The sequence below is a fragment of the Bradyrhizobium sp. Ken01 genome, assembly GCF_055807355.1.
In genome coordinates this window covers 62,407-86,930 of record NZ_JBVVPC010000019.1, presented here as the reverse complement: position 1 = coordinate 86,930, position 24,524 = coordinate 62,407, and the positions used below count along the sequence as shown (strand labels likewise).

General features: G+C 63.7%; 21 protein-coding genes and 1 pseudogene. 14 read left to right on the top strand and 8 right to left on the bottom strand.

The features are described from left to right. Positions 1–11: 11 nt before the first annotated feature. From AC0L3S_RS19420 to AC0L3S_RS19405, 4 genes are all read left to right on the top strand, one after another. Positions 12–773, top strand: coding sequence for an SDR family NAD(P)-dependent oxidoreductase (locus AC0L3S_RS19420; RefSeq protein ID WP_473280528.1), 762 nt, complete (start codon positions 12–14; stop codon positions 771–773). A gap of 43 nt (positions 774–816) precedes the next feature. Next, the gene (locus AC0L3S_RS19415; protein WP_473280525.1) at positions 817–1,653 is read left to right on the top strand and encodes an enoyl-CoA hydratase family protein; all 837 of its coding nucleotides are present in this window, start codon (positions 817–819) and stop codon (positions 1,651–1,653) included. Positions 1,654–1,747: 94 nt separating this feature from the next. Continuing rightward, positions 1,748–4,099 carry a bifunctional salicylyl-CoA 5-hydroxylase/oxidoreductase gene (locus AC0L3S_RS19410; RefSeq protein WP_473280522.1) on the top strand — a complete coding sequence of 784 codons (2,352 nt, stop codon included), beginning with the start codon at positions 1,748–1,750 and terminating at the stop codon, positions 4,097–4,099. Positions 4,100–4,154: 55 nt separating this feature from the next. Continuing rightward, entirely contained in the window at positions 4,155–5,405 is a 1,251-nt protein-coding gene (locus tag AC0L3S_RS19405; protein ID WP_473280520.1) for a flavin-dependent oxidoreductase, read from the top strand. Between the two features lie 2 nt (positions 5,406–5,407). Here the strand turns inward: AC0L3S_RS19405 and AC0L3S_RS19400 are convergent, their stop codons facing one another. Together AC0L3S_RS19400 and AC0L3S_RS19395 are read right to left on the bottom strand one after the other, a co-directional pair. Further along, positions 5,408–5,863, bottom strand: coding sequence for a cupin domain-containing protein (locus tag AC0L3S_RS19400; protein ID WP_007601580.1), 456 nt, complete (start codon positions 5,861–5,863; stop codon positions 5,408–5,410). Between the two features lie 29 nt (positions 5,864–5,892). Further along, positions 5,893–7,068 carry an ABC transporter substrate-binding protein gene (locus tag AC0L3S_RS19395; RefSeq protein WP_473280518.1) on the bottom strand — a complete coding sequence of 392 codons (1,176 nt, stop codon included), beginning with the start codon at positions 7,066–7,068 and terminating at the stop codon, positions 5,893–5,895. Between the two features lie 275 nt (positions 7,069–7,343). On the opposite strand from AC0L3S_RS19395, the gene AC0L3S_RS19390 reads away from it, so the two are divergent. From AC0L3S_RS19390 to AC0L3S_RS19380, 3 genes are all read left to right on the top strand, one after another. After that, positions 7,344–7,835 (top strand): MarR family winged helix-turn-helix transcriptional regulator, encoded by a 492-nt coding sequence (locus AC0L3S_RS19390; protein WP_156527288.1) that lies wholly within the window; start codon positions 7,344–7,346, stop codon positions 7,833–7,835. Between the two features lie 147 nt (positions 7,836–7,982). Further along, complete coding sequence (locus AC0L3S_RS19385) at positions 7,983–9,674, top strand: benzoate-CoA ligase family protein (protein ID WP_473280515.1); 1,692 nt, start codon at positions 7,983–7,985, stop codon at positions 9,672–9,674. Between the two features lie 21 nt (positions 9,675–9,695). Continuing rightward, entirely contained in the window at positions 9,696–10,154 is a 459-nt protein-coding gene (locus tag AC0L3S_RS19380) for a RidA family protein (protein WP_473280512.1), read from the top strand. Between the two features lie 32 nt (positions 10,155–10,186). Here AC0L3S_RS19380 and AC0L3S_RS19375 read toward each other — a convergent pair whose 3' ends face one another. Continuing rightward, on the bottom strand, positions 10,187–10,915 hold the full coding sequence (locus AC0L3S_RS19375; protein ID WP_473280509.1) for a CBS domain-containing protein: 729 nt from the start codon (positions 10,913–10,915) through the stop codon (positions 10,187–10,189). Positions 10,916–11,120: 205 nt separating this feature from the next. Between AC0L3S_RS19375 and AC0L3S_RS19370 the strand changes: the two genes are divergently transcribed. Next, positions 11,121–12,968, top strand: a complete 1,848-nt coding sequence (locus tag AC0L3S_RS19370; protein ID WP_473280506.1) for a PHA/PHB synthase family protein — start codon at positions 11,121–11,123, stop codon at positions 12,966–12,968. Here AC0L3S_RS19370 and AC0L3S_RS19365 read toward each other — a convergent pair. Both AC0L3S_RS19365 and AC0L3S_RS19360 read right to left on the bottom strand, forming a co-directional pair. Next, positions 12,965–13,936: a CHAD domain-containing protein gene (locus AC0L3S_RS19365; RefSeq protein WP_473280503.1), complete on the bottom strand. Its 972-nt coding sequence runs from the start codon at positions 13,934–13,936 to the stop codon at positions 12,965–12,967. The genes AC0L3S_RS19370 and AC0L3S_RS19365 overlap by 4 nt on opposite strands. A 12-nt stretch (positions 13,937–13,948) precedes the next feature. After that, positions 13,949–15,481: pseudogene (locus AC0L3S_RS19360) on the bottom strand (bifunctional aminoglycoside phosphotransferase/ATP-binding protein). Positions 15,482–15,674: 193 nt separating this feature from the next. On the opposite strand from AC0L3S_RS19360, the gene AC0L3S_RS19355 reads away from it, so the two are divergent. Next, the gene (locus AC0L3S_RS19355; protein ID WP_473280500.1) at positions 15,675–16,505 is read left to right on the top strand and encodes a universal stress protein; all 831 of its coding nucleotides are present in this window, start codon (positions 15,675–15,677) and stop codon (positions 16,503–16,505) included. 69 nt (positions 16,506–16,574) lie between these two features. After that, positions 16,575–19,268: a bifunctional acetate--CoA ligase family protein/GNAT family N-acetyltransferase gene (locus AC0L3S_RS19350; protein ID WP_473280497.1), complete on the top strand. Its 2,694-nt coding sequence runs from the start codon at positions 16,575–16,577 to the stop codon at positions 19,266–19,268. An 8-nt stretch (positions 19,269–19,276) separates the two neighbouring features. On the opposite strand, the gene AC0L3S_RS19345 is transcribed toward AC0L3S_RS19350, so the two are convergent. Continuing rightward, a complete protein-coding gene (locus tag AC0L3S_RS19345; protein WP_473280494.1) occupies positions 19,277–19,765 on the bottom strand; it encodes a phage holin family protein in 489 nt (162 codons plus the stop codon). Continuing rightward, a complete protein-coding gene (locus tag AC0L3S_RS19340; protein WP_473280491.1) occupies positions 19,766–20,041 on the bottom strand; it encodes a hypothetical protein in 276 nt (91 codons plus the stop codon). It lies immediately after the preceding gene. A gap of 175 nt (positions 20,042–20,216) precedes the next feature. On the opposite strand from AC0L3S_RS19340, the gene AC0L3S_RS19335 reads away from it, so the two are divergent. Genes AC0L3S_RS19335 through AC0L3S_RS19325 form a run of 3 tightly spaced genes read left to right on the top strand, consistent with a single transcriptional unit; the run spans position 20,217 to position 23,230 of the window. Further along, positions 20,217–21,353 (top strand): ABC transporter permease, encoded by a 1,137-nt coding sequence (locus tag AC0L3S_RS19335; RefSeq protein WP_473280489.1) that lies wholly within the window; start codon positions 20,217–20,219, stop codon positions 21,351–21,353. A 2-nt stretch (positions 21,354–21,355) separates the two neighbouring features. Further along, positions 21,356–22,123, top strand: coding sequence for an ABC transporter ATP-binding protein (locus tag AC0L3S_RS19330; protein WP_473280487.1), 768 nt, complete (start codon positions 21,356–21,358; stop codon positions 22,121–22,123). 3 nt (positions 22,124–22,126) lie between these two features. Next, positions 22,127–23,230: an ABC-type transport auxiliary lipoprotein family protein gene (locus tag AC0L3S_RS19325; RefSeq protein ID WP_473280482.1), complete on the top strand. Its 1,104-nt coding sequence runs from the start codon at positions 22,127–22,129 to the stop codon at positions 23,228–23,230. Positions 23,231–23,236: 6 nt separating this feature from the next. Here AC0L3S_RS19325 and AC0L3S_RS19320 read toward each other — a convergent pair whose 3' ends face one another. Next, complete coding sequence (locus AC0L3S_RS19320) at positions 23,237–23,554, bottom strand: c-type cytochrome (protein ID WP_473280480.1); 318 nt, start codon at positions 23,552–23,554, stop codon at positions 23,237–23,239. Positions 23,555–23,702: 148 nt separating this feature from the next. Between AC0L3S_RS19320 and AC0L3S_RS19315 the strand changes: the two genes are divergently transcribed. Continuing rightward, complete coding sequence (locus AC0L3S_RS19315) at positions 23,703–24,413, top strand: helix-turn-helix domain-containing protein (protein WP_473280478.1); 711 nt, start codon at positions 23,703–23,705, stop codon at positions 24,411–24,413. Positions 24,414–24,524: the final 111 nt, after the last annotated feature.

Sequence of the window (24,524 nt, the reverse complement as noted above, 5' to 3'; positions counted from 1 at the left end):
GAAGCCAGCGCATGTCCGGAATACCGCATTCGCCGCACGCGCTGGTGACCGGTGGCGGTCGCGGCATAGGTCGCGCCATCGCAGCAGCGCTCGTCGGGGGCGGTGCTACTGTGACCGTCCTTGGGCGGAACGCTGCGACGCTTGAAGAGACTGTCAGCGCAGGAGCAGCGCATTTTGCGGCTGTCGCCAACGTCGCGGACGAAATCTCATTGAAAGTCGCCATCGCTGAAGCGAGTACGCGGCAGCCGATCGATATCCTGATCGCCAACGCGGGAAGTGCCGAGTCCGCGCCGTTCTCCAAATCCGACAGCGCCCTGTTCGCGCGCATGATGGACGTCAATTTCATGGGCGTGGTCCATGCTGTCAGCGCTGTGCTTCCGGGCATGAAGGATCGTCCCTATGGCCGTATCGTCGCGATCGCATCGACGGCGGGGCTCAAGGGATACGCCTATGTCAGTGCTTACAGCGCGGCCAAGCACGCCGTGGTCGGTCTCGTGCGGTCCCTCGCCATTGAAATGGCTTGCAGCAACGTGACCGTCAACGCGGTGTGTCCCGGTTTCACCGACACCGATCTGGTCGCAGGCAGCATCGAGAACATCATGAAAAAGACGGGGCGTAGCCGGGAGCAGGCCATCGCCGAGCTTGCAAAACATAATCCGCAAGGACGATTGATCTCTCCTCAGCAGGTCGCGGATACCGTGCTCTGGCTGTGCGGCGAGGGCGCCGGCGCAATCACCGGACAGGCGATCGCCGTTGCCGGTGGTGAGATTTAGCGCGCATGGCAAAGGCGCCGAACAAGAAAGCCAAGGAGATCGCATGAGCAGACCAGCCAATCCCGTGACCTTACCGCTTGCGGACTATTCGCCGCAGCACTTCCTTCTGGCCGTCGTCGATGGTGTTGCAACCCTTACACTCAATCGTCCGGAACGAAAGAATCCGCTGACCTTCGAGAGCTACCGCGAACTCACGGATTTCTTTCGCGCTTGCGCGTTCGACGATGCGGTCAAGTCCATCGTCGTGACCGGCGCTGGTGCCAATTTCTCGTCCGGCGGCGATGTGTTCGAGATCATCGGTCCGCTCGTGAAGATGGACACCAAGGGGCTGACGGCGTTTACGCGGATGACCGGCGACCTCGTCAAGGCGATGCGAGCCTGTCCGCAGCCGATCGTTGCCGCGGTCGAAGGCATTTGCGCCGGCGCGGGCGCGATCATCGCCATGGCGTCGGACATGCGGCTTGCGGCGAGCGGGGCCAAGGTCGCCTTCCTCTTCAACAAGGTGGGCCTTGCCGGTTGTGACATGGGCGCGTGCGCGATCCTGCCGCGGATCATCGGACAGTCCCGCGCTTCCGAGTTGCTCTACACCGGCCGGTTCATGACCGCGGAGGAGGGCGAGCGCTGGGGCTTCTTCAGCCGCCTCGTCACCCCGGAGCAGGTGCTGCCCCAGGCGCAGCTGCTGGCCAAGCAGATTGCTGAGGGACCGACCTTCGCCAACACCATGACCAAGCGGATGCTGGCCATGGAATGGGCGATGTCGGTGGAGGAGGCGATCGAGGCGGAAGCCGTTGCTCAAGCGCTGTGCATGACGACGGCCGATTTCGAACGGGCCTTCGAGGCCTTTGCCAACAAGGTCAAGCCGGTCTTCAGGGGCGATTAAGCCGGGCTTTGCCGCCGGCCTGCCGCAATGGGGACTTGCGCGAAATTATTTTAGGCTTAAAATAGTTTCGCCGGGTTGAATTGGCGAGGCTCCCATGAAAGTCGCGATCATCGGTGGCGGACCTGCGGGTCTCTATGCTGCAATCCTGCTGAAGAAGCAGCGACCGAGCGCAGAGATCGCGGTATACGAGCGCAATCGCGCCGACGACACCTTCGGCTTCGGCGTGGTGTTCTCGGACGCCACGCTCGATAATTTCGAGAAGCACGACCTTCCGAGCTATCGCCGCATCACCCAGGAATTCGCCTACTGGGATGACATCGCCGTGCACTTCCGCGGAACGGTCCATCGGGTCGGCGGCAACGGCTTTTGTGGCTGTTCGCGGCAGAAGCTGCTCCTGATTCTGCAGGCGCGCGCGCGCGAACTGGGCGTCGTCCTGAATTTCGAGGCGGACGTCGAGGACGAATCCCGCTTCGCCGACGCCGATCTGATCCTGGTCGCGGACGGCATCAACAGCCGCTTCCGCGACAAATACGTCGATCATTTCGAGCCGGAAGTCGACCTCCGTACCAACAAATTCGCCTGGATGGGCTCGACCAGGCCGCTGGATGCCTTCACCTTCATCTTCCAGGAGACGGAGTGGGGACCGTTCATTGCCCATGCCTATCAATATGAAGCCGGACACTCGACCTGGATTTTCGAGACCGATCCGGAGACGTTTGAACGCGCCGGGCTGACAGGATTGAACGAGACCCAGTCCGCTGCGCGGATGGCCGAGATCTTCGGCTGGTTCCTCGATGGGCACCAATTGCTCACCAATCGCTCGACGTGGCGGAATTTCCCGATGATCCGCAGCAAGCGCTGGGTCAAGGACAACATGGTTCTGCTCGGCGACGCCAAGGCGAGCGCGCATTTCTCGATCGGCTCGGGCACCAAGCTCGCAATGGAAGATGCGATCGCGTTGGCCGAGGCGATGGAGAAGGCGCCCAGCATCAAGGCGGCGCTGGACGTCTATGAGCACGGCCGCCGCGAAGAGGTCGAGAAGACGCAGCACGCCGCCGACGTCTCGCTGGTCTGGTTTGAACATGTCGACCGCTTCTGGGATTTCGATCCCGTGCAGTTCGCTTTCGGCGTGATGACGCGCTCGAAGGCGATCACCTATGACAATCTGAAACTCCGGGCTCCCGACTTCGTGGCTGAAGTCGATAAGTCGTTTGCCACGCAGGTTCGTGACAGCGGTTTCGACATCGACACCGAGAAGCCGATGGTGCCGCTGTTCCAGCCCTTCCGGCTGCGCGAGATGGAGATCGCCAACCGCGCCGTGGTGTCGCCGATGTGCATGTATTCGGCGAAGGAGGGCGTGCCGACCGATTTCCACCTGGTGCATTATGGATCGCGCGCGATCGGTGGTGCCGGCCTGATCTTCACGGAGATGACCTGCGTTGCCCGCGACGCCCGCATCACGCCCGGCTGCACAGGACTGTGGAATGACGAGCAGGAGGCGCCCTGGCGGCGCATCGTTGATTTCGTCCATGCCAATTCAGCCGCGAAAATTTGCCTGCAACTGGGGCACGCCGGGCGCAAGGGTGCGACCAAGCTGATGTGGGACGGCATGGACCGTCCGCTCGAGGAGGGCGGCTGGGAGGTGTGTTCGGCGTCGCCGCTGCCCTATTTTCCGGACAGCCAGGTTCCGCGCGAGCTCGATCGCGCGGGCATGAATGCAGTGAAGGACGCTTTCGTCGCGGCGGCCGAGCGCGGCGAACGCTGTGGATTCGACATGCTCGAACTGCACTGCGCCCACGGCTATCTGCTTGCGAGCTTCATCTCGCCGCTGACGAACACTCGCACGGATGAGTATGGCGGCTCGCTGGCCAATCGCCTGCGCTTTCCGCTCGAAATCTTCGAGGCGCTGCGGGCCGTATGGCCGTCGCACAAGCCGATGTCGGTGCGCATTTCCGCAACCGACTGGGCCGAGGGTGGCATCGGCGGCGACGATGCGGTGGCGATCGCGCGCGCTTTTGCCGAAGCCGGCGTCGATCTCGTCGACGTCTCAACCGGGCAGACCGTGCGCGATGCGCAGCCGATCTACGGCCGCATGTTCCAGACGCCGTTCTCCGATCAGGTCCGCAACGAGGCGCGCGTGGCCACCATGTGCGTCGGCAACATCACGACGGCGGACCAGGCCAACACCATCCTGGCTGCCGGCCGGGCGGATCTCGTCGCGCTCGGGCGGCCGCATCTGGTCGATCCCTCCTTCACCATGAGGGCGGCGGCCTGGTACGGCGCGGACGACGCGTTCTGCCCGCCGCAATATCTTCCCGGAAAAGATCAGATTTTCCGCAACAGCGTGCGCGACCGGCAGGATCTCGAGGAGCTGAGAATTAAGGCTAAGCCCAAGACCCGGGCCGAGCTCAAGGCGGAGGCGACAAAGCCGCTTGCGGCGGAGTGACCGCCCGTGCGACTTTGGCCGCATTGCCTGGTGTGTACCGAGTGGAGTGAGGGCGATGAAGGCGATTATCGTCGGTGGCGGTATCGGTGGTCTCACCACCGCATTGATGCTGCGCTCGCGGGGCCTCGCATGCGAGATTTTCGAGCAGTCCGACACCATCCGCGAGCTTGGCGTTGGCATCAACACCTTGCCCCATGCCATGCGCGAGCTGGCGGGCCTTGGTCTGCTCCAGCAGCTTGACGATGTCGCGATCCGCACCGACCAGCTCTATTACCTCAACCGCCACGGCCAGGAAGTCTGGCGCGAGGCCCGCGGCATCGAGGCCGGCCACGATGTGCCGCAATTCTCGATCCACCGCGGCCGCCTTCAGGGCGTCATCCATCGGGCTGTCGAGGAGCGGCTCGGGCCGGAGGCCATCCACACCGGCTGCCGCCTCGGTGCCTTCACGCAGGACGAGGGCGGAGTCACCGCTTACTTCTTCGATCGCGCTGGCGCGCACATCCATACCGCGCGCGGCGACATCCTGATTGGTGCCGACGGCATCCATTCGCGGGTCCGTGACACGCTGTTCCCGAGCGAGGGGCCGCCATGCTGGAACGGCCTGATGCTGTGGCGCGGTGCGCGGGATTGGCCGCTGTTCCTCACCGGCAAATCGATGATTGTGGCCGGCGGGCTCAACGCCAAGGTTGTGATCTATCCCATCGCGGAGGGATCGAGCCCGGCGAGCCGTCTCACCAACTGGGCGGTGCTGGTGAAGGTCGGCGAGGGCAATGCCCCGCCGCCACGAAAGGAAGACTGGTCGCGTCCGGGCCGGCGCGAGGAGCTGATGCCGCATGTGGCGCGGTTTTCGGTGCCTTACGTCGACGTGAAGAGCCTGATCTCGGCCACGCCCGAGTTCTACGAATATCCGACCTGCGACCGCGATCCATTGCCCTATTGGTCGTCCGGCCGAGTTACGCTGCTCGGCGATGCCGCGCATCCGATGTATCCGGTTGGCTCCAACGGCGCCTCGCAAGCCATCCTTGATGCGCGCTGCCTCGCAGATGCGCTGGTGCGCGCCGAGCATCCGCGCCAGGCGCTGCTTGAATACGAGAAGAAGCGCCTGCCCATGACGGCGGACATCGTCCGCTCCAACCGGCGGGGCGGCCCCGAGGGCGTCATCGACGCCGTCGAGCAGCTCGCGCCTGATGGTTTTGACAATGTCGACAACGTGCTGAGCTATTCCCAGCGCGAGGCGATCGTGCGCGGCTATGCTACCAAGGCCGGCTTCGCCGCAGTGCCGGGACTTGCGGCGGTGCGGGCTTGAATCTAGCCGCCGGGAGGCGGCGGCAGGAAATGGATGTTGAACTCGGCCGCCATCGCCACCACGTCCTCGGGCTTCTGTTCCTTCATGTTGTGAAGGCCCCAGAACAGGTCGAACAGCTTGCGCGTCGGTGACACCCAGAACAGCACTTTCGCGGTCTGCTCAGATTTGTTGAAGATGCCGTGCGGCACGCCCATGCCGAGCCGGATCAGGTCGCCCGCGGTCGCCTGCGACTCGGAATTGCCGAGCATGAAATCGAGCTTGCCCTCCAGCATGTAGAGATATTCATCCTGGTCGGGATGAATATGCGGCGGCACGAACGTGCCTGGCGGCAGCGTCGCATGCCAGGAGAAGCTGTGCTCCGTGTTGCTCTTCGGCACATAGGTTTGGCCGAGGATGTTCCAGGAGATGCCCTGGATTCCCTCATTGGCCCGTGTGATGCCGGTGATTTCGCTCTTCATTGTGATCCTCCCTCGACGCGACGTGCGGCTTAGTTCGCCGCCTTGCAGTCCTTGGCGTAGCGGTCGCCGTAATTCTCAAAGACCTTCTGAACGATCTCGGTCTGGAACTTGCCGTCCGCGCGCTTGGCGACCTTGGTCAGGTAAAAATCCTGGATCGGATAGCCGTTGGTGTTGAACTTGAAGGCGCCGCGCAGCGAGGTGAAGTCCGCCTTTTTCAGACCGGCCGCGACCGCATCCTTGTTTGAGAGATCGCCCTTCACGGCCTTGACCGCGCTGTCGATCAGCATCGCGGCATCATACGCCTGGAAGGCGTAGGTGCCCGGCACGATGTTATAGGCGGCCTCGTAGGCAGCGACGAACTTCTTGTTCTGGGGATTGTCGAGATTGGGCGCCCAGTTCGCGCCGCCGAACATGCCGACCGCCGCGTCCTGCTGCGCCGGCAAGGTCGATTCATCCACCGTGAAAGCCGAGAGCACCGGAATGCTGTCGGCGAGGCCCGCCTGGCGGTATTGCTTGACGAGATTGACCCCGAGGCCGCCGGGCATGAACGTGAAGAGAGCGTCGGGCTTCTGCGACGAAATCTTGGAAAGCTCCGGCTGGAAGTCCAGCGTGTTGAGCGGCATGTAGGATTCCTCGACGATCTCACCCTTGTAGTCGAGCTTGAAGCCGGCCACCGAGTCCTTGCCGGCCTGATAATTCGGCACCATCAGATACATGCGCTTGTAGCCGCGATCCTGCGCGACCTTGCCGAGGATTTCGTGCACCTGATCGTTCTGATACGAGGTCACATAGAAGAACGGGTTGCAGTCCTTGCCGGCGAACGTCGATGGGCCGGCATTGGGACTGATCAGGAAGGTCTTCGATTCCGTGACCGGCCGGTGGATCGCCTGGAGGATGTTGGAGAAGATCGGGCCGACCACGAAGTCGACCTTGTCGCGCTCCAGAAGACCCTTGACCTTGGTGACTGCTGCGTCCGGCTTCAATTCGTCGTCGACCACGACGACCTCGACATCGCGGCCGCCCATCTTGCCGCCGAGATCCTTGACCCCGAGCGTAAAGCCGTCGCGAACCTGTTGGCCGAGCGCGGCGGCGGGTCCCGAGAGGGTTACGATCACCCCCAGCTTGATTTTTTCCTGGGCGAGGGAAGGGCTCACCGCGGTGCCAAGCAGCAAGGCGGCTGCCGCCAACGTCATTTGCGTCTTCATGATCTGTCCCCCGTGATAACAGGACTTGCGTTGCAAGCCGCTACTCCAATCCAAGTTTATGCCGATGATTGCTGCCGCGGCAAGCTAAGCTCAAGTCGTCATCCTGCGGGCAGCGGTGCATGCAAGCGGCGCGCCAATTATTTGAAGCCTAAAGAAATCGGCATGCGGTCGATTGGTGCGGCTTTAGGCTTGCAGCCGGCGTCGATTTATTTGAAGCTCAAAACGTTGGGAATCCCTGCCGGGCGCCAATTTCGGCCGTGAGTGACTGCATCAACATGCTCGATTCCGAGACCAAGGCCGTCGAAACTCCGGAGGACCACGCCGAAGAGCTTAGGCTGTGGCTGCGCCTCTTGACCTGCACGACCCTGATCGAGGGCGAGGTCCGTGGCCGGTTGCGGCAGCGCTTCGACGTCACATTGCCCCGTTTCGACCTGATGGCGCAGCTCGACAAGGCACCCGACGGCATGACGCTGTCCGACGTTTCCAAGCGCATGATGGTGTCGAACGGCAATGTCACCGGCCTCGTCGAGCGCCTCGTGGAATCCGGTCATCTCGACCGCCGCACGTCGGAGACGGACCGCCGCGTCCAGGTGATCCGGCTGACTAAACTCGGTCGCGCCGAGTTTCGCAGAATGGCCGCGGAACACGAAACCTGGATCGCCGATCTGTTCGCCGATCTGACGCCGAAGGATGTGCGCGAATTGATGCGGCTGCTCGCCAAGACGAAGGCATCGGCGCAGAAATCGGCCGCTCGCCGCCGGGCCTAGGTCCGCGGCCGAGGCACCCACCAATCCCGTTTGGCGCCGGAAAAAGCATGGGATGCCCAAAATCCGCTATTGCGCGAAATTGCTTTAAGCCTAAAATGTTTCCGAGTTAGTGCTGCCGGGTGCTTTCCATGCTGAAAGGAGCGTGCGATGGCCAACGCCGCCAAGGTTCAAGTCTCGGGCTCGCGTGACGACAACGCCGCGACAGCCCATGTCGATACATTCGCGCTGCAGCATCTTCCGCCACCCGAGCTCTGGCCGGAATTCATCTTCACGCGACCGGAACTGCAATATCCGCCCCGCCTGAACTGCGTCAGCTATTTCCTCGACCGCTGGGTCGAGCAGGGACATGGCGACGCTCCCTGCGTTATCAGCCCCGCCGTCAGCTACACCTATCGTGAGCTGCAAACGGTCGTGAACCGCATCGCCAATGTGATGGTCGGCAAGCTTGGTCTCGTCACCGGCGGGCGCGTGCTGCTACGCTCGGCCAACAATCCGATGATGGTCGCGACCTATCTGGCGGTGATCAAGGCCGGTGGCATCGTCGTGGCGACGATGCCGCTGTTGCGTGCCAAGGAGCTGTCCTATCCGATCCAGAAGGCCGAGATCGCACTCGCGCTCTGCGACGGCAAGCTCGCCGAGGAAATGGAGAAGGCGAAAGCCGCAGCCCCCGGCCTCAAGCGCGTGGTCTATTGGGGCAATGGCGGCAGTGACTCGCTCGAGGCGCTGATGAGGGATGCAAGTCCGGAGTTCAGAGCTGTCGATACTGCATCCGACGACGTCTGCCTGATCGCGTTCACGTCGGGCACGACCGGCGATCCCAAGGGCACCATGCATTTCCACCGCGACATGCTGGCGGTCTGCGATGGCTATGCGCGCAACATCCTGCGCGCGGAGCAGAAGGATCGCTTCGTCGGCTCGGCACCGCTCGCCTTCACGTTTGGTTTCGGTGGCGTGCTGTTTCCAATGCACATCGGCGCCTCCTTCGTCGTTCTTGAGAAGACGGCGCCCGACGACATTCTGAATGCGATCGAGCAGTACAAGACCACCGTCTGTTTCACCGCGCCGACCGCGTACCGGGCGATGATCGGCAAGCTTCCGGGCCGCGATATTTCCTCGCTTCGCAAATGCGTGTCCGCCGGCGAGACGCTGCCCAAGCCGACATTCGATGCCTGGCTGAAGGCGACCGGCATCAAGCTGATGGACGGCATCGGCTCGACCGAGCTGCTGCACATCTTCATCAGCGCGACCGAGGACGAGATCCGCCCTGGTGCGACGGGCAAGCCGGTGCCGGGGTATGAAGCGAAGATCGTCGACGATTCCGGCAATGACGTTCCGCCGGGCACGATGGGAAGGCTCGCGGTACGCGGGCCGACCGGTTGCCGCTATCTCGCCGATGAGCGGCAGCGCAAATACGTCCAGAACGGCTGGAACATCACGGGCGACACCTATCTGATGGATAGCGAGGGCTATTTCTGGTACCAGTCGCGCTCGGACGACATGATCGTGTCGGCCGGCTACAACATTGCAGGCACGGACGTCGAGGCGGCGCTGCTTACGCATCCCGCCGTCGTCGAGTGCGGGGTCGTCGGCGCGCCGGACGAGGCGCGCGGCATGATCGTGAAGGCCTATGTCGTTGCCGCGCCGGGTGTAACGCCGGACGCCGAGCTCGTGGCTGCGCTGCAGGAGCATGTCAAACGGGAAATCGCGCCATACAAATATCCGCGTGCGATCGAGTTCGTGACGCAGCTGCCGAAGACCGAGACCGGCAAGTTAAAGCGCTTTGCCCTGCGGCAACTGGCGCAGACCGCGGTGGCGTCCTCCGGCGTCGCGGCGGAATGAGAGAAGGATAGAGAATTGTCAGTGACGACGCCGAAGGGCCCGCACCTCGCGGTGCTGCCGACAGCAGCCGACGACGAAGCCCGCTCCAGGGCGCAGGTGCTCCAGCCGTCCGGTTGGCCGGTGCCGAAAGGCTATGCCAACGGCATGGCCGTCGAGGGACGCATCGTCGTCACCGGCGGCGTCATCGGTTGGGATGCCGAGGAGCGTCTCGCGGAGGGTTTTGTCGCGCAAGTGCGCCAGACCCTGAGCAACATCGCCGCGATTCTCGCGGAGGCCGGTGCGCAGCCCGAGCATCTGGTGCGCCTGACCTGGTACGTCGTCGACATGGAGGAGTACCTGACGAACCTGAAAGAGCTCGGCAAGGCCTACCGCGCTATCTTCGGTGCGCACTACCCGGCGATGGCGCTGGTTCAGGTCGTCCGCCTCGTCGAGAAGGCGGCGCGCGTCGAGATCGAAGCCACCGCCGTCATTCCGCACTGAACTGCGATCGGCGCGCGCTCAGCTTGCCTTGGTCAGCTTGCCTTGGCGAGGTCATCGTCCTCGGGCGAGTTCAGGTATATTCCTGACATGGTGTCGACCCAGCAAAGATGGTCATGCACCTTCTTCACGCCGCTGACGTTCTCCGCTGCGACGACCGCGGCCTGTCGCGCGCGCTCCTCGGTGATGACGCCGCTGAGATGAACGATGCCGTCGCGGACGATGACGTTCAGCCCGAACGGGCACCAGTCGTTCTTCTCCATGTTGTCGATGATGCGGCTGCGAATGTGATCGTCGTCGGCGGTCGGGTCGGGTACGTCTCGGGCGAGGTCCGCCACCGCCTGGAGCAGATTCGCGCGCGATACGATGCCGACGATCTTGTCGCCGCGGATCACCGGCAGACGCTTCACGTTGTTTCGTTCCATGAGATCGACGATCTCGGCTAGCGTCGTATCCTCGGTGATGGTCACCGGTGAGGGGGTCATCACCTCCGAGACCTGGCGGCCGTGCTCGTGAACGAAATCGCTGGCCGATTTGCCGGATCCGAGAATGAACCGCAGCCAGCGCCCGCGCTTGCGTCCGGTGCCGATTTCGCTGCGGCGGATGAAGTCGCCTTCCGAAACCACGCCGACCAGCCTGCCGGCATTGTCGACGACCGTGAGACCGCTGACATGCCGCTTCAGCATGATGTTCGCCGCCTCGACGATGCTGGTGTCGGGGGTAACCGAGATGACCGACCGGGTCATGATCTGATGGGCGCGCATGGCAGACTCCGCTGGCTTGTCGAATGTCGATGCGCAAAACTAGCTCTCGCGTCGTGCTGCGGCTTGACGCAGGTCAAAGGGATGAATCGGGCTCTTCGGTTGAGCAATCGTGATCGATGCCCGGATTTGATGCAGCTCAACGCGGACCCGAAGCCTCGCCATATCCTGCTGCCACGCAGACAGAAGCGGGCAGGAACATTCAACCATGAGCGTCGTGCAGATATTTCCAAGGGCCGAAGAGCCGTCCGCACAGGCTCTCTCCGCCGGTCCTGTCGTTGAGCCCGAAGCCTCTACGACCAGCCCCGAAACGCTGGCTGGAAGGCCCGCGGCCGCCGATCCCCAGCCTGAATCGCAGCCATACCCTCTTGATCGCGCGTTTCATGCGATGCTGGCGCGGTCGACGGGCGGGATTTCGCCGCTGGCCTTGTCGCTCGCCTGGCTCGATTGGAGCTCTCATCTGGCTGCGGCGCCGCAGCGTCAGGTGGAGATGTCGCGCAACGTCCTTCGCGACATGGGCCAGTTTCTGGAAGCCGCCTCGCACGCGACGTCGCAAAAGCCGTGGTGCGTGATTGCACCACAGGGACGGGATCGTCGCTTCAGGGGTCCGCAGTGGGAAGCCGCGCCGTTCAATCTGCTTGCGCAAGCGTTCCTGCTCGCAGAGCGCTGGTGGCACGATGCCACGACCGGCGTACGCGGCGTGTCGCAAGCAAATGAAGCCATCGTCGAATTCTCGATGCGTCAGATGCTCGACATGCTGGCGCCGTCGAATTTCGCGGCGACCAATCCGCAAGTGCTTGAGAAGGCGTTCCGGAGCGGCGGAGAGAATTTCGTGTTCGGCTGGCAGAACTGGTGCAGCGACCTGATGCGCCTGCTCTCCGCCGCAAGGCCACCGGGTGACGAACAGTTCATCGTCGGCAAGACGGTAGCGGCTTCGCCGGGCAAGGTCGTTTATCGCAACGAGTTGATCGAGCTGATCCAATACCATCCGACGACGGCGCAAGTGCGACCCGAGCCGATCCTGATCGTGCCGGCCTGGATCATGAAGTACTACATCCTCGATCTGTCGCCGCAGAATTCTCTGGTGAAGTATCTGACCGGTCAGGGCTTCACCGTATTCGCGATTTCCTGGCGAAATCCGGATGCCAAGGACCGGGATGTTGCCTTCGACGACTATCGCAAGCTGGGTGTCATGGCGGCGTTGGACATGATCGGCCGGATCCTGCCGGGCCGGAACACCCACGCGCTCGGCTACTGCCTGGGCGGCACATTGCTGTCGATCGCCGCGGCCGCGATGGCACGCGATGGCGACAAGCGGCTGTGCACGATCACCCTGCTTGCCGCACAGACGGACTTCACCGAGGCCGGCGAGCTGACGCTCTTCGTCAACGAGAGCCAGGTCGCTTTTCTCGAAGATCTGATGTGGCGGCGGGGCTACCTGGACACGACGCAGATGGCCGGCGCGTTCCAGCTGTTGCGCTCCAATGAACTGATCTGGTCACGGCTGTCGCATGACTATCTGATGGGCGAGGGCGCGCCACCGAGCGACCTGATGGCCTGGAACGCCGACGCCACCCGGCTGCCCTATCGCATGCACTCGGAGTATCTGCGAAAGCTATTCCTGGGTAACGATCTGGCCGAGGGCCGCTATCGTGTCGAGGGCAAGAGTGTCTCGCTTTCCGACATCCATGCGCCGATGTTCGTGGTCGGCACGCTCGCCGATCACGTGGCGCCGTGGCGGTCCGTCTACAAGATCCACTATCAGGTCGATGCCGACGTGACCTTTGTGTTGACCAGCGGCGGCCACAATGCCGGCGTCGTCGCGTCGCCGGACGAGCCCGGCCACAGCTATCAAGTGCTGATCAAGGCCGCCGATGCGCGCTATGTCGGCCCGGACGAATGGCTGAAGTTGGCACCGCAGGTCGAGGGGTCGTGGTGGCCGGAATGGGTCGAATGGTTGGCCGCACGCTCCGGGGCGCCCTGCGATCCGCCGCAGATCGGAGGCGCAGATCTCGACAGCCTGCCCGACGCGCCGGGAGACTACGTCCACACCTAATCGTCAGGCTCCGCATTCGGCGCAAGGTCGGCGGAGCGGAACGGCTTGGCCTTGTCCAGTTTCCGGTAGGCGTCCGAGGCGGTCCGCAACAGTTTCTTTTCGCGCTTGCGGTTGAGGAAGCGAATGCCCGCCTCGGGGACGGCCGCGTTCAATGACGCTGCCAGAGTTTGCCCTCGCGCATCGTCGTTCAATCGCCCGAGGGACTTTTGCGCCTTGCGCAATTGCTTGAGGATCGACTTCTGCTTCGTCAGGGACTCATCGGCGAACAGGTCCTCCAGCGACTCGATCGAATAGGTCAGCCGCTTGTTGAGAAGCCGCAGCTTGTGCCGTTTCTCGACATCGAGCTTGCGGAGCTTGCGCGCTTTCTTAAGCAGCGTCGTTTCCCATTCCGTGAGTTTCGCTGTTGCGTGGTCGGCGAGCGTGCGGCGGCGCAGCCTGATGGCTTCCTTGCTGCGCCGGGTCGACCAGGGTCCTCTCTCGATCCAGGCTGACGTCTGCTCGACGAGACGGCGATATCGCGCGGATTCCAGCGCGCGCGCCAGCAGGCGATGGCTCTCGGCGCGCTTCTCGTCCCAGTGCTGGAGCTCGGCAATGACGGTCAACTCGCCTCCGCTCTCGGCGATGACCCGCTCGATCGCCACGTCGAGGTCCCGTACCATGCCGAGCTGGCTGTTCAGCCATTTAAGTTCGTTCCAGACCTCCGGCCGAACGGCGTCATCGACCATCGGCGAGAAGAAGCGGATGGTGGTGCGCAGATGCGTCAGTGCAATCCGGATCTGGTGCAGCGCCTCGGGATCGCCGCGGCAGGTGCCGTCGTGCTGGGCGAGAACGGCGTCGAGGTGACGGCAGGCAATGATCCGGAAGGCCGTGTCGCAGACCATGCCAGGGCTGAGGCGGCCGGGCAAGACATTGCGCCTGGCCGCAGGCCTGACGTGCGCGGCCGTCGAACTTGTGCTGGGTCGCGCCATTTGCAGATTGCCTTACTTACTCTCGGCGATCACGTCCCGGCAGTTCTGGAGCGTCTGCTCTTGCGTCCCGGATGCATCGATGGTCGCCCAATCGACATGGCCGATATTATAGTGCTCTTGCAGCGCGGCAACCTCTTGCGTGGCGTCGGATGCGTCGCCCCGGCGGCCTCCGATCCGCGCCTGCCGGGTCGCGAGATCCGCAACCAGAAATAGGCCGCTTAGCGGCACGTTGCGCTCGCGCGCCAGTGCGGCGACCGCGTCTCGTTCGTTCTCGCGGGCGAACACGCCGTCGATGACCGCTGAATGGCCTTGCGCCAGCACCCGCCCGGCGTGCTGAGCCAACATGTCGTAAACCCGGGCCGTGACCTCCGGCGTGTATGCGGATGCCGGCAGCCGGTACGTGTCCTCGACCCCGAACATCTGCTTGCGGACGAGGTCGCTGCGCAGCACGACGGCGCCCGGCTGCGGCGCAACCTCCGGCGCGAGCGCGCGTGCCAAAATCGTCTTTCCTGTGCCTGACAATCCGCCGGCTGCTATCAGCCGGGGCGCGGGCGGCTGGATCAGCGCACGGGCGAGGCCAAAATAGCGCCGTGCCCCGTCGAGAATGCCGGGATCATCGGAATGCGGCGGCTTCAGCCGTGCCAGCGCGACCTGGGCACGGATTGCCGCCCGCATGGACATGAACAGCGGTAGTGCGGAGAGCGCGTCGAGATTTTCGACCGAAGTCGCGACGAGATAGCGGTTCAGCACGATATTGGCCGCGCGCGGTTGATCGTGGTGCAACAGGTCCATCAACGTGAATGCGAGATCGTAGAGCACGTCGGTGGTTGCGATTTGGGCGTCGAACTCGATGGCGTCGAACAGCACCGGCTGCTCGTCGATCGACACGATGTTCGCAAGATGCAGGTCGCCATGGCAGCGGCGCACGAAGCCTTGACGGCCGCGCTCTTCGAGCAAAGGCCGGAGGCGGAGGAACATTGCGAGCGAGTCCCTGCCGAGCTGCGCGATCTCTTAGCCTTCGAAATGATTGCCAGTCCGCAGGCCATTGCTGTTGCCATCGATCAGGCCGGGAATGGAGGAAACCCATGCATATCCGTCGGCGCGAACAGCCTGCGCATGCGAAGCCGCGATCGCGTCGGCGACAGCCGAGGCAAAAGTGTCATCCAGCGCTCCGGCCTTGGCCAGATGATCGAGCGTCAGGCTTTCGTCGAAGCGCAACATCTCGACCGCATACTCGATCGGCCGGCCGCTTCCGTCGACCTTCACCGATCCATCGGCCTCTTCCGTGATCGCGACGACGCGGTGATAGATCTGCGGCGCCAGCGGCCGGTTGATCCTGATCTCCTCCTCGCACGCCGTCCTGCGCTTCTCGAGCGTCGAATAATCGAGGAACGGAAATTTCACGGCGCGCTTGATTTTCAAAGCGCGTCTGCCTTCGAGGAAGACCGAAGCTGCGTGCGTATCGATCCGCCTCACGTTCGGATGCCCAGCGGAATTGGTGAGCGCCGCAAAGATCCGGTCCTGGGTCGCAGAATCGCCTGTCATTCCAGCTGGTACGTCCAGATGCGTTCGGAGGCGGCTCCCCCCGTGATCAGGGTAATCCATAGAAGCAGATCGCGGCCAGTCCTTGACTTCGGTCAACGCCTGTCTCCCTCCGACCGATCGGAGTTCCCGGGCTTGACGAGGATCAAGCGTCCCGACCAAAGCCGACCTATTCTGGTGGCCAAGGAGAATCCCGATGCCGATCAAGGACGTCTTTCTGCCGCTCGTTGGCCAGCCACGCGGCCCGGCCCTTGCTGCAATCGAGAAATGCGTGGCCGTTGCCGCCGACCTCGGCGCCAGGATCACCGCGCTGGCACTCGAAGAGGATGTTTTCGTGCGGCCGAAGGTGCTGCTCCCCGATGCGGCCGAGGCAAACGGGGCGCTTGCGGCGGGCGACAGTCAGCACCTCCTGGATGCGTTTACCCGTGCAACCTCCCGCACCGGCATCCGGGCTCAAAGCCGGTCGGCCAAGGTGCCGGCAGACCAGATCGCGTCAGTCCTGGCCGAGCATGGGCGCTTCAGCGATCTCACCCTAGTCCCCGTGAAGCCGCACGACAGCCGAACCGAGCACATCATCGAGACGCTGCTGTTCGAATCCGGGCGTCCGGTGCTGCTCTGCCCGGAGCAGCATGTGAACGAACTGCGACCGGAATTCGAGAACGTCATGATCGCCTGGGATCACTCAGCGCGTGCGGCGCGTGCGGTCGGCGACGCGCTGCCTATCCTTCAGGCAGCAGCCCTAGTCCGCGTGGTGACCGTGGCGGACGACAAGTCCGAGGCGATCGTGCAATCCGGGACGGCTCTGGTCGATCACTTGAGGGAACACGGGGTCTACGCCTCGTTCGAAACCGCGATGGGCAACGGCAGTTCGATTGGCAAAGTGCTCGGAAGCTCGGCGAATTCCCATGCCATCGATGCGATCGTGATGGGCGCCTACCATCATTCGCGCCTGAACGAGATCGTTTGGGGCGGTGTGACAAAGACCGTCATTGGCGAGCCACCGTGCTGGGTTATGCTCTCGTACTAGGCGGGTGGCCAGTTTATCGGCCTGATCGTCAACCATCGGAACCGCCACCGACCGGGCGCATTTGCTTTCATGTCAACTTATCGTCTGAAGAACCTGCTGTCGCCGCGTTCGGTCGCGCTCGTCGGTGCGAGCGCCCGCCCGGTCTCCGTTGGACGCGCCGTTCTGGAGAACATCCGCAAGGCTGGATTCACGGGACAGTTCGGCCTCGTCAATCCGCGCCATGCCGAGATCGGCGGCGTCGCGGCCCTGGGCAGCCTGGATCAATTGCCATTCGTGCCCGAGCTTGTGGTCATCACCGCGCCGGCGCGCGCGGTTCCCGGCATAGTCGATCAAGCCGGGCGGCGCGGCTCGGCGGGTGCCCTGATCGTCTCCGCCGGGCTCGGCCATGGACCGGGGTCCCTCCACGAGGCCGCCATCACTGCGGCCCGCAAATACGGCATGCGGCTGATCGGGCCGAACTGCTTGGGCATCATGATGCCCGGCGTGAGCCTCAATGCGAGTTTTGCCGCACACATGCCGGGGCCGGGGAATCTCGCGCTGATCTCGCAATCGGGCGCGATCGCGGCCGGCATGGTCGATTGGGCCGCGCAGCGCGGCGTCGGCTTCTCCGGCATCGTCTCGATCGGCGATCAAATCGACGTCGATATCGCCGATCTGCTCGACTATTTCGCGATGGATCACAAGACCCGCGCGATCCTGCTTTATATCGAGGCCATCAAGGACGCGCGCAAGTTCATGTCGGCCGCGCGTGCCGCGGCGCGTGTGAAGCCCGTTGTCGTGGTGAAGTCCGGCCGAATGGCGCAGGGCGCGAGGGCGGCTGCTACTCATACCGGTGCGCTTGCGGGCGCCGACGCCGTCTATGACGCGGCGTTCCGCCGCTCGGGCGTCCTGCGGGTCTCCGATCTGCGCGAGCTGTTCGATTGCGCCGAGACGCTCGGCCGCGTCGAGTCGCCGGCGGGAAAGCGCCTCGCCATCCTGACCAATGGCGGCGGCATCGGCGTCCTCGCTATTGACCGGTTGGTCGAGCTCGGCGGCATTCCGGCGACCATCTCGGCGGATGCCCGCAAGAAGCTCGATGACGCGCTGCCGCCGACCTGGTCCGGTGCAAACCCCGTCGACATCGTGGGCGACGCCGATGCGTCGCGCTATGCGGCGGCGCTGGAGGTGCTGCTCGCCGACACCGACAACGACGCGGTCCTCGTCCTCAACGTGCAGACCGCGATCGCCTCGGCTGCCGATATCGCAACGATGGTGACCGAACGCGTCAAGGCATATCGCGAAAAGCACCGCAGTTGGGCCAAGCCGGTGCTTGCCGCCTGGATTGGGGCAGACCAGAACATCATCGAAACACTATCCGGCGCAGGCATCCCGAACTATCCGACCGAGGATGACGCCGTGCGCGGCTTCATGTACCTCGTGAGGCATCGCGAAGTCGTGGAGGAGCTGAGCCAGGTTCCACCCGCAATGCCCGAGACTTTCGTGCCGGACGCACGTGCTGCGAAGCAGATCGTAGCTGCTGCCCTCGCAGACGGTCGCCAATGGCTCGAACCCGTCGAGATCAAACACCTGCTCGAAGCCTACGATATCGCGATGGTGCCCACTTACGCCGCGGCCGATGTCGAGCAGGCGGTGGCCTACGCGAAAGACATCTTTGCGCAAGGCGCCACCGTCGTGCTGAAAATCATGTCCCGCGACATCGTCCATAAATCCGATGTCGGTGGCGTCGTGCTCAATCTGACCACGCCCGACGCGGTGCGGGCCGCCGCCATCGACATTCTCGCCCGGGCAAGCAAGCTGCGTCCGCAGGCCCGCATCGAGGGCGTCATCGTGCAGGCGATGGTCGTCAAGGCGAAGGCGCGCGAGTTGATCCTGGGCCTCGCCGACGATCCCACGTTCGGCACCGTCGTCGTGTTCGGCCGCGGCGGGACCGCGGTCGAGATCATCAACGACAAGGCGCTCGCGCTGCCGCCGCTCGATCTGCAACTGGCCCGCGACCTGATCGACCGCACGCGCGTGTCCCGGCTGCTTCGCGCTTACCGGGACGTGCCGGCGGTGAAGCCCGACGCCGTCGCCATGGTCCTGGTCAAGCTGGCGCAGATGGCCGCCGATATTCCCGAGATCCGCGAATTCGACATCAATCCGCTGCTGGCGGATGAAACCGGCGTGACCGCGGTCGACGCTCGCGTCGCGGTCGGGCCGCCGCAACGGAAGTTTGCCGGCTCCGGCGCCGCCAACTTCGCCGTTCGGGCCTATCCGTCGCAATGGGAGCGCCGCCTCAAGCTCAAGGAGGGCTGGCGGATCTTCGCGCGGCCCCTGCGTCCGGAGGATGAGCCGACCATCCACGCATTCCTGCGTCATGTCACGTCGCACGACCTTCGTCTGCGCTTCTTCGCGCCGATGAAGGAGTTCACCCACGAGTTCATCGCGCGCCTGACCCAGCTCGACTATGCGCGGGCGATGGCATTTATCGCATTCGACGAGGCGACCGGTGAGATGGTCGGCGTGGTCCGCCTCCATTCGGACTCGATCTACGAGAGCGGCGAATATGCGATCCTGCTGCGGTCCGATCTCAAGGGCAAGGGTCTGGGATGGGCCCTGATGCAGCTGATCATCGATTACGCGAGAGCCGAGGGGCTCAAAGCGATCTCAGGTGATGTTCTCAGGGAGAACACCACCATGCTCGAAATGTGCCGGCAGCTCGGCTTCGAGGTGAAGCCGGATCCCACTGAACCGGACATTTGCGACGTCAGGCTGAAACTCTGAGCGCTACGTCAGGAGCGCGCTTCGGCCGAATTGGCCGCGGCGGAGTCCTTGGCCGTTCTCCGCAAAGTCTTGACCAGGACCGCAATCAGCGGCACCAGCACGGGCAAGATCGTGCTGAGCGGATGATGCACGGCGCCCGACACCTGGGCCTGGAATGTGCGTGCCTCGAGCTGAAGAGCTTCGATGGATGCGCCGTGAATCTCGTTGGCGAGTTCGATGTCGCGGCCCGAAGGCGGCCGGCCGGCAATCACAAAGAGAATCGCTGCGATGGCAAAATTGACGGCGCCGAGGATGGCGGCCGCGCCAATGGCAGTCCAGATCTGCACCAGTGCGAAATAGGCGGACAACTCCAGCATCAGGAGGCCGAACGCGGCGATCAGGGCCGCAAAGGCGCGCAGGCCGAGGCCGATCAGCAGGTGGCGCAGCCTGATATCCGCGATGATCCTGTCTGTACGCCAGAGCACACGCAGATGTTTGACGACATTTTCCGTGTTCACCTAGTGCCTCCGCAGCATGAATCCGACGACCACGCCGAGCGCGAAGGCCGAGGCAAGCGATGTGATCGGGCGGTCCGCAATGAGGCCCTGAAGCTGCTCGTGCTCCTCATCGACGGTCTCGCCGAGCTCGGCGAGCGCAGCCTTGATCTGATCGGCAAGGGCCTCCGCGCGGTCTTTCGAACTGTCGAACATCTCCTCGCCGGCCGTGCTCAGCAAGCGTGTGACGTCAACCTTCAGCGTTCGCAGTTCTTCGCTCATCCTGTCGCTGTCGAACATGGATCTGATTTCCCCTTTAATGGAATCAAACCTAGGACCCGCCGGCGCGAGCGCTCTTGATTTGCGTCAAGGAGGCAGACGCGTCGTGGTCTTGAGACAGGTCAAACCGGCTGCCACATGCCGGCCTAGAATGACCGGCTGAATGGGGACCCGGTTGTCCCGATGAGGTGGAAGCGTGAATTCCGAACCGCTGTTGCTGGCAACGCCCTCCGGCGAAGAGCTGAAATTGTGCCCGGAAGGGCCGTGGATTGCCGCGAACGTGTCGATGCTGGAGACATTGTCCCGGTCGGTCGGGGCGGAGGTCGACGAATCCAGAGCTGTGACGCTGGACTTGTCGGGCGTCAGCGCGCTCGACACCCTCGGCGCCTGGGTCCTGGAGAAGCTGTCGCGCAGGGCTTTATCATCCGGTCGATCGGCCGAATTTATCGGTGTCGCCGACCATTTCAGTGGCCTGATGGACGAGGTGCGTCAGGTCAACCGCCACACGCCGCTGCCGGCGCCCGCACCCAACCCTGTTCTGCTCAGGCTGAACGATCTCGGCAAGTCCACGGTCGGCGCGCGCGAAGACATCACGATTTTTCTTCAAATGCTGGGCGCGCTGTTCATGGCCCTGATCGGCGTGCTGCGCCGGCCGCGCTCGCTGCGACTGACATCGCTGATCTATCAGCTCTACCGCATCGGCTGGCAGGCCATCCCCATCGTCATGCTGATCACCTTCCTGATCGGCGCCATCATCGCCCAGCAGGGATTTTTCCATTTCCGCAGGTTCGGCGCGGAGTCCTACACCGTCGACATGGTCGGCATCCTGGTGCTGCGCGAGCTGGGCGTGCTGATCGTCGCCATCATGGTCGCCGGCCGCTCGGGAAGCGCCTACACCGCCGAGCTCGGCTCGATGAAGATGCGCGAGGAGATCGACGCGCTTTCGACCATGGGCCTCGATCCCGTCCACGTCCTGATCCTGCCGCGGGTTGCGGCCCTGGTCATTGCGCTGCCGATCCTTGCCTTCATCGGATCGATCGCCGCACTCTATGGCGGCGGCCTGGTCGCGCAGTTCTACGGCGGCATGGCGCCGGCGATCTATGTCGCGCGACTGCACGATGCGATCTCCGTGGCCCATTTCGAGGTAGGCATCCTGAAGGCGCCGTTCATGGCGCTGGTGATCGGAATAGTCGCCTGCAGCGAGGGCTTGCGCGTGAAGGGCAGCGCCGAGTCGCTGGGACGACAGACCACGATTTCGGTGGTCAAGTCGATCTTCTTGGTGATCGTGCTCGACGGCCTGTTCGCGATCTTCTTCGCCTCGATCGGAATGTGATCATGGGCGAATCGCAAGAACAGTTCGCGATCCGCGTCCGCGACCTCGTGGTCGGCTTCGGCCGTCAGACCGTGCTCGATCATCTGACGCTCGACGTGCGCCGGGGTGAGATCCTCGGGCTCGTGGGGGCGTCAGGTGGTGGCAAGTCGGTGCTGATGCGAACCATCATCGGCCTCATCCCGCGCCAAGGCGGGACCATCGAGGTTACGGGACGGCCAATCGGCGGCCGCACCGAAGGCGCGGCCACGACATGGGGGATTCTGTTCCAGCAGGGCGCACTTTTCTCCTCGCTGACGGTCCGGCAGAACATCCAGTTTCCGCTCCGTGAAAATCTCGTCCTGTCGCAGGAGCTGATGGACGAGATCGCGATCGCCAAGCTCGAAATGGTCGGGCTGCGGGCGCAGGACGCCGATAAATATCCGGCGGAGCTATCCGGCGGCATGACCAAGCGCGTCGCGCTGGCGCGCGCGCTCGCGCTCGATCCGCCGATCCTGTTCCTGGACGAGCCGACCTCGGGCCTCGATCCGATCGCGGCGGGTGATTTCGACGCGCTGATCGGGACCCTGCAAAAGACCCTCGGCTTCACCGTGTTCATGGTCACCCATGATCTGGCGAGCCTGACAACGGTCTGCGATCGGGTCGCCGCTCTTGCCGACGGCAAGATCGTGGCGATCGGTCCAATGCGCGAACTGCTGCAATCCGAGCATCCCTGGGTGCGCGCCTATTTCCATGGCAAGCGCTCGCAGATGCTGCAACACGAGATGAGATGAGACATGGAAACCCGCGCTCCCTACGTGCTGATCGGCAGTTTCGTCCTGGCCGCGGTCCTTGCGGTGTTCGGCTTCGTCTACTGGCTGAACAACACCGGCGGCATGGGGCCGCGCACGAGCTATCACGTGCAATTCCAGGGCCCGGTGCCCGGTCTCCTGGTCGGCGCCGGCGTACTGTTCAACGGCATCCGCGTCGGCGAGGTCACCCAACTCGGGCTTGCGCCGGACAATCCACGCTTCGTCAATGCGACGATATCGGTTGCTTCGACCACGCCGGTGCGCGCCGACAGCAGGGTCGGGCTCGATTTCCAGGGGCTGACCGGCGTGCCGGTGGTGACGTTGGAGGGGGGCATCATCGTCGCCAAATCCGGCGAGCCCCCGACCTTGATTGCCGAGGCCGGTGCGGGCCAGAGCATGACGCAGGCCGCGCGCGATGCACTGCGGCGGCTCGACACGGTGCTGGAGGACAATTCGGGCCCGCTGAAGGACACCATTGCCAATCTCAAGACCTTCTCGGATGGGCTGGCGCGCAACACCGGCAAGATCGACGGCATTTTGGCGGGCCTGGAGAAGATGACCGGCGGCGGAACGCCGGCGCAGAAAGTCACCTATGACCTGCGCACGCCGCAGAACCTCGGTCCTGCGACCAAGACGCTCGCGGCGTCGCTGGCCATTCCCGAGCCGACAGCGGTCGCCATGCTCCAGACCCAGCGCATGCTGTTCGCGCCTGGGGGCGATAATCCGGGCTTTGCGGACTTCCTCTGGGCTGACAGCATTCCCAAACTGGTGCAGGCGCGGCTGATCGACAGTTTCGAGAACTACGACATTGCCCATGCGCCGTTGCGCACGGCCGATATCGGGCAGGCGGACTATCAGCTGCTGATCGACATCAGGCGCTTCCGCATCGCCACCGAGGGAGAGACACGGGTCGAGATCGGCCTGTCGGCACGGATCGTCGACAAGAACGGCAAGGTGGTCGCCTCGCGTCTCATCGAGACCAGCGAAAAGCTCGACAAGGTCGAACCGGCCACGGCGGTCGCGGCCTTCGATACGGCCTTCACGCGCATCGCGAAGGAGCTGATCGGCTGGACCGTGCAGGCGGTGTGAGGGCGGCTATTCCAGGGTCTTGAGGTAGGACAGGAGATCGTGGATCTGGTCCGGACTGAGCTCGAAGGCCGGCATGTCGGCGTGGCCGGTGTTGATGCCCTCGGCCAGCGCCTCCCCAAGGCTCTCGATGGGATAGCGCTGGTGCAGGGCCCGCAGCGGCGGTGCGATCTTGAGCGGACTGCTCGACGCGCGGTCGATCGCGTGGCAGCGCGCGCAATTGGCGCGCGCAAAGGCCTTGCCGCGTTGTTCGGCGGTCGGGGCAGCCAGGGCAGGCGTCATCAGAAGCAACCCGATCAACCCGTGACGCAGCGTTCCTTGCAGCATGTAAAGTGGCCCCGTTTATGTCTGGGAGAAGAATAGGGCGGGGATTCCCTCCAAAATTGATCTGGGTCAACCGGCTTTGGCGCAGTGCAGTAAAATGCAGCCGCGCGACGGAATGGGCCTGATGGGCACCCGGCGCTAGGAGCGGTCAATGAAGCCCGTAGTCACGATTGAGCCGAACTGGCAGCTCTGCAGCGATTGCGCTGTCCGCGCATCGGCGGTTTGTTCGTCGCTGGATGCGGTCGAGCTTCGGGAATTCGAGCATCTCGGCCGGCGCCTCCATTTTTCCTCAGGCGAGACTGTGTTCTCCGAGGAGGACATCACGACCTCGTTCTACAATCTCGTTGAGGGCGTCATGCGGCTGTACAAGCTGCTGACCGACGGCCGCCGCCAGATCGTGGGCTTTGCCTTGCCCGGCGATTTCCTGGGGATGAATATTTCGGGCAGGCACAATTTTTCGGCCGATGCGATCGGCGCGGTGACCGTATGCCAGTTCGCTAAGGCACCCTTCGGCCGTTTCATCGAAGAGCGGCTGCACCTCCTCAGGCGGATCAATGAACTGGCAATTCGCGAGCTGAACCAGGCCCGGGACCACATGGTCCTGCTCGGCCGCCGTTCGGCGGACGAAAAGGTTGCGGCCTTTCTGCTCGGCTGGCGCGAGCGGCTGGTCTCGCTGAAGGGGGCGTCGGACACGGTTCCGCTTCCAATGAGCCGCCAGGACATCGCCGACTACCTCGGCCTGACCATCGAGACCGTCAGCCGCACCTTCACCAAGCTGGAGCGCCACGGCGTGATCGAGATCATTCATGGCGGGATCAGCCTGCTGGACGCGGCGAAGGTCGAGGCCTTGGCCGCAGCCTGATTCCGACGCAGCGCTGCTCGATTTTGATCGGGATCAATGCGTTCGGCCGCGTGCCTCAGATAATGCCTGAAACCACAGGGGAGGGCATCATGCCGGCTGACGCGTTGCTTA

Coding starts and splice junctions, on each gene's coding strand:
- AC0L3S_RS19355 (WP_473280500.1), top strand. CDS start 15,675: ATGCCGATCAAGGACGTCTTTCTGCCGCTCGTTGGCCAGCCACGCGGC.
- AC0L3S_RS19405 (WP_473280520.1), top strand. CDS start 4,155: ATGAAGGCGATTATCGTCGGTGGCGGTATCGGTGGTCTCACCACCGCA.
- AC0L3S_RS19415 (WP_473280525.1), top strand. CDS start 817: ATGAGCAGACCAGCCAATCCCGTGACCTTACCGCTTGCGGACTATTCG.
- AC0L3S_RS19420 (WP_473280528.1), top strand. CDS start 12: ATGTCCGGAATACCGCATTCGCCGCACGCGCTGGTGACCGGTGGCGGT.
- AC0L3S_RS19320 (WP_473280480.1), bottom strand. CDS start 23,554: ATGCTGCAAGGAACGCTGCGTCACGGGTTGATCGGGTTGCTTCTGATG.
- AC0L3S_RS19315 (WP_473280478.1), top strand. CDS start 23,703: ATGAAGCCCGTAGTCACGATTGAGCCGAACTGGCAGCTCTGCAGCGAT.
- AC0L3S_RS19370 (WP_473280506.1), top strand. CDS start 11,121: ATGAGCGTCGTGCAGATATTTCCAAGGGCCGAAGAGCCGTCCGCACAG.
- AC0L3S_RS19410 (WP_473280522.1), top strand. CDS start 1,748: ATGAAAGTCGCGATCATCGGTGGCGGACCTGCGGGTCTCTATGCTGCA.
- AC0L3S_RS19390 (WP_156527288.1), top strand. CDS start 7,344: ATGCTCGATTCCGAGACCAAGGCCGTCGAAACTCCGGAGGACCACGCC.
- AC0L3S_RS19350 (WP_473280497.1), top strand. CDS start 16,575: ATGTCAACTTATCGTCTGAAGAACCTGCTGTCGCCGCGTTCGGTCGCG.
- AC0L3S_RS19325 (WP_473280482.1), top strand. CDS start 22,127: ATGGAAACCCGCGCTCCCTACGTGCTGATCGGCAGTTTCGTCCTGGCC.
- AC0L3S_RS19395 (WP_473280518.1), bottom strand. CDS start 7,068: ATGAAGACGCAAATGACGTTGGCGGCAGCCGCCTTGCTGCTTGGCACC.
- AC0L3S_RS19385 (WP_473280515.1), top strand. CDS start 7,983: ATGGCCAACGCCGCCAAGGTTCAAGTCTCGGGCTCGCGTGACGACAAC.
- AC0L3S_RS19340 (WP_473280491.1), bottom strand. CDS start 20,041: ATGTTCGACAGCGACAGGATGAGCGAAGAACTGCGAACGCTGAAGGTT.
- AC0L3S_RS19365 (WP_473280503.1), bottom strand. CDS start 13,936: ATGGCGCGACCCAGCACAAGTTCGACGGCCGCGCACGTCAGGCCTGCG.
- AC0L3S_RS19330 (WP_473280487.1), top strand. CDS start 21,356: ATGGGCGAATCGCAAGAACAGTTCGCGATCCGCGTCCGCGACCTCGTG.
- AC0L3S_RS19400 (WP_007601580.1), bottom strand. CDS start 5,863: ATGAAGAGCGAAATCACCGGCATCACACGGGCCAATGAGGGAATCCAG.
- AC0L3S_RS19375 (WP_473280509.1), bottom strand. CDS start 10,915: ATGCGCGCCCATCAGATCATGACCCGGTCGGTCATCTCGGTTACCCCC.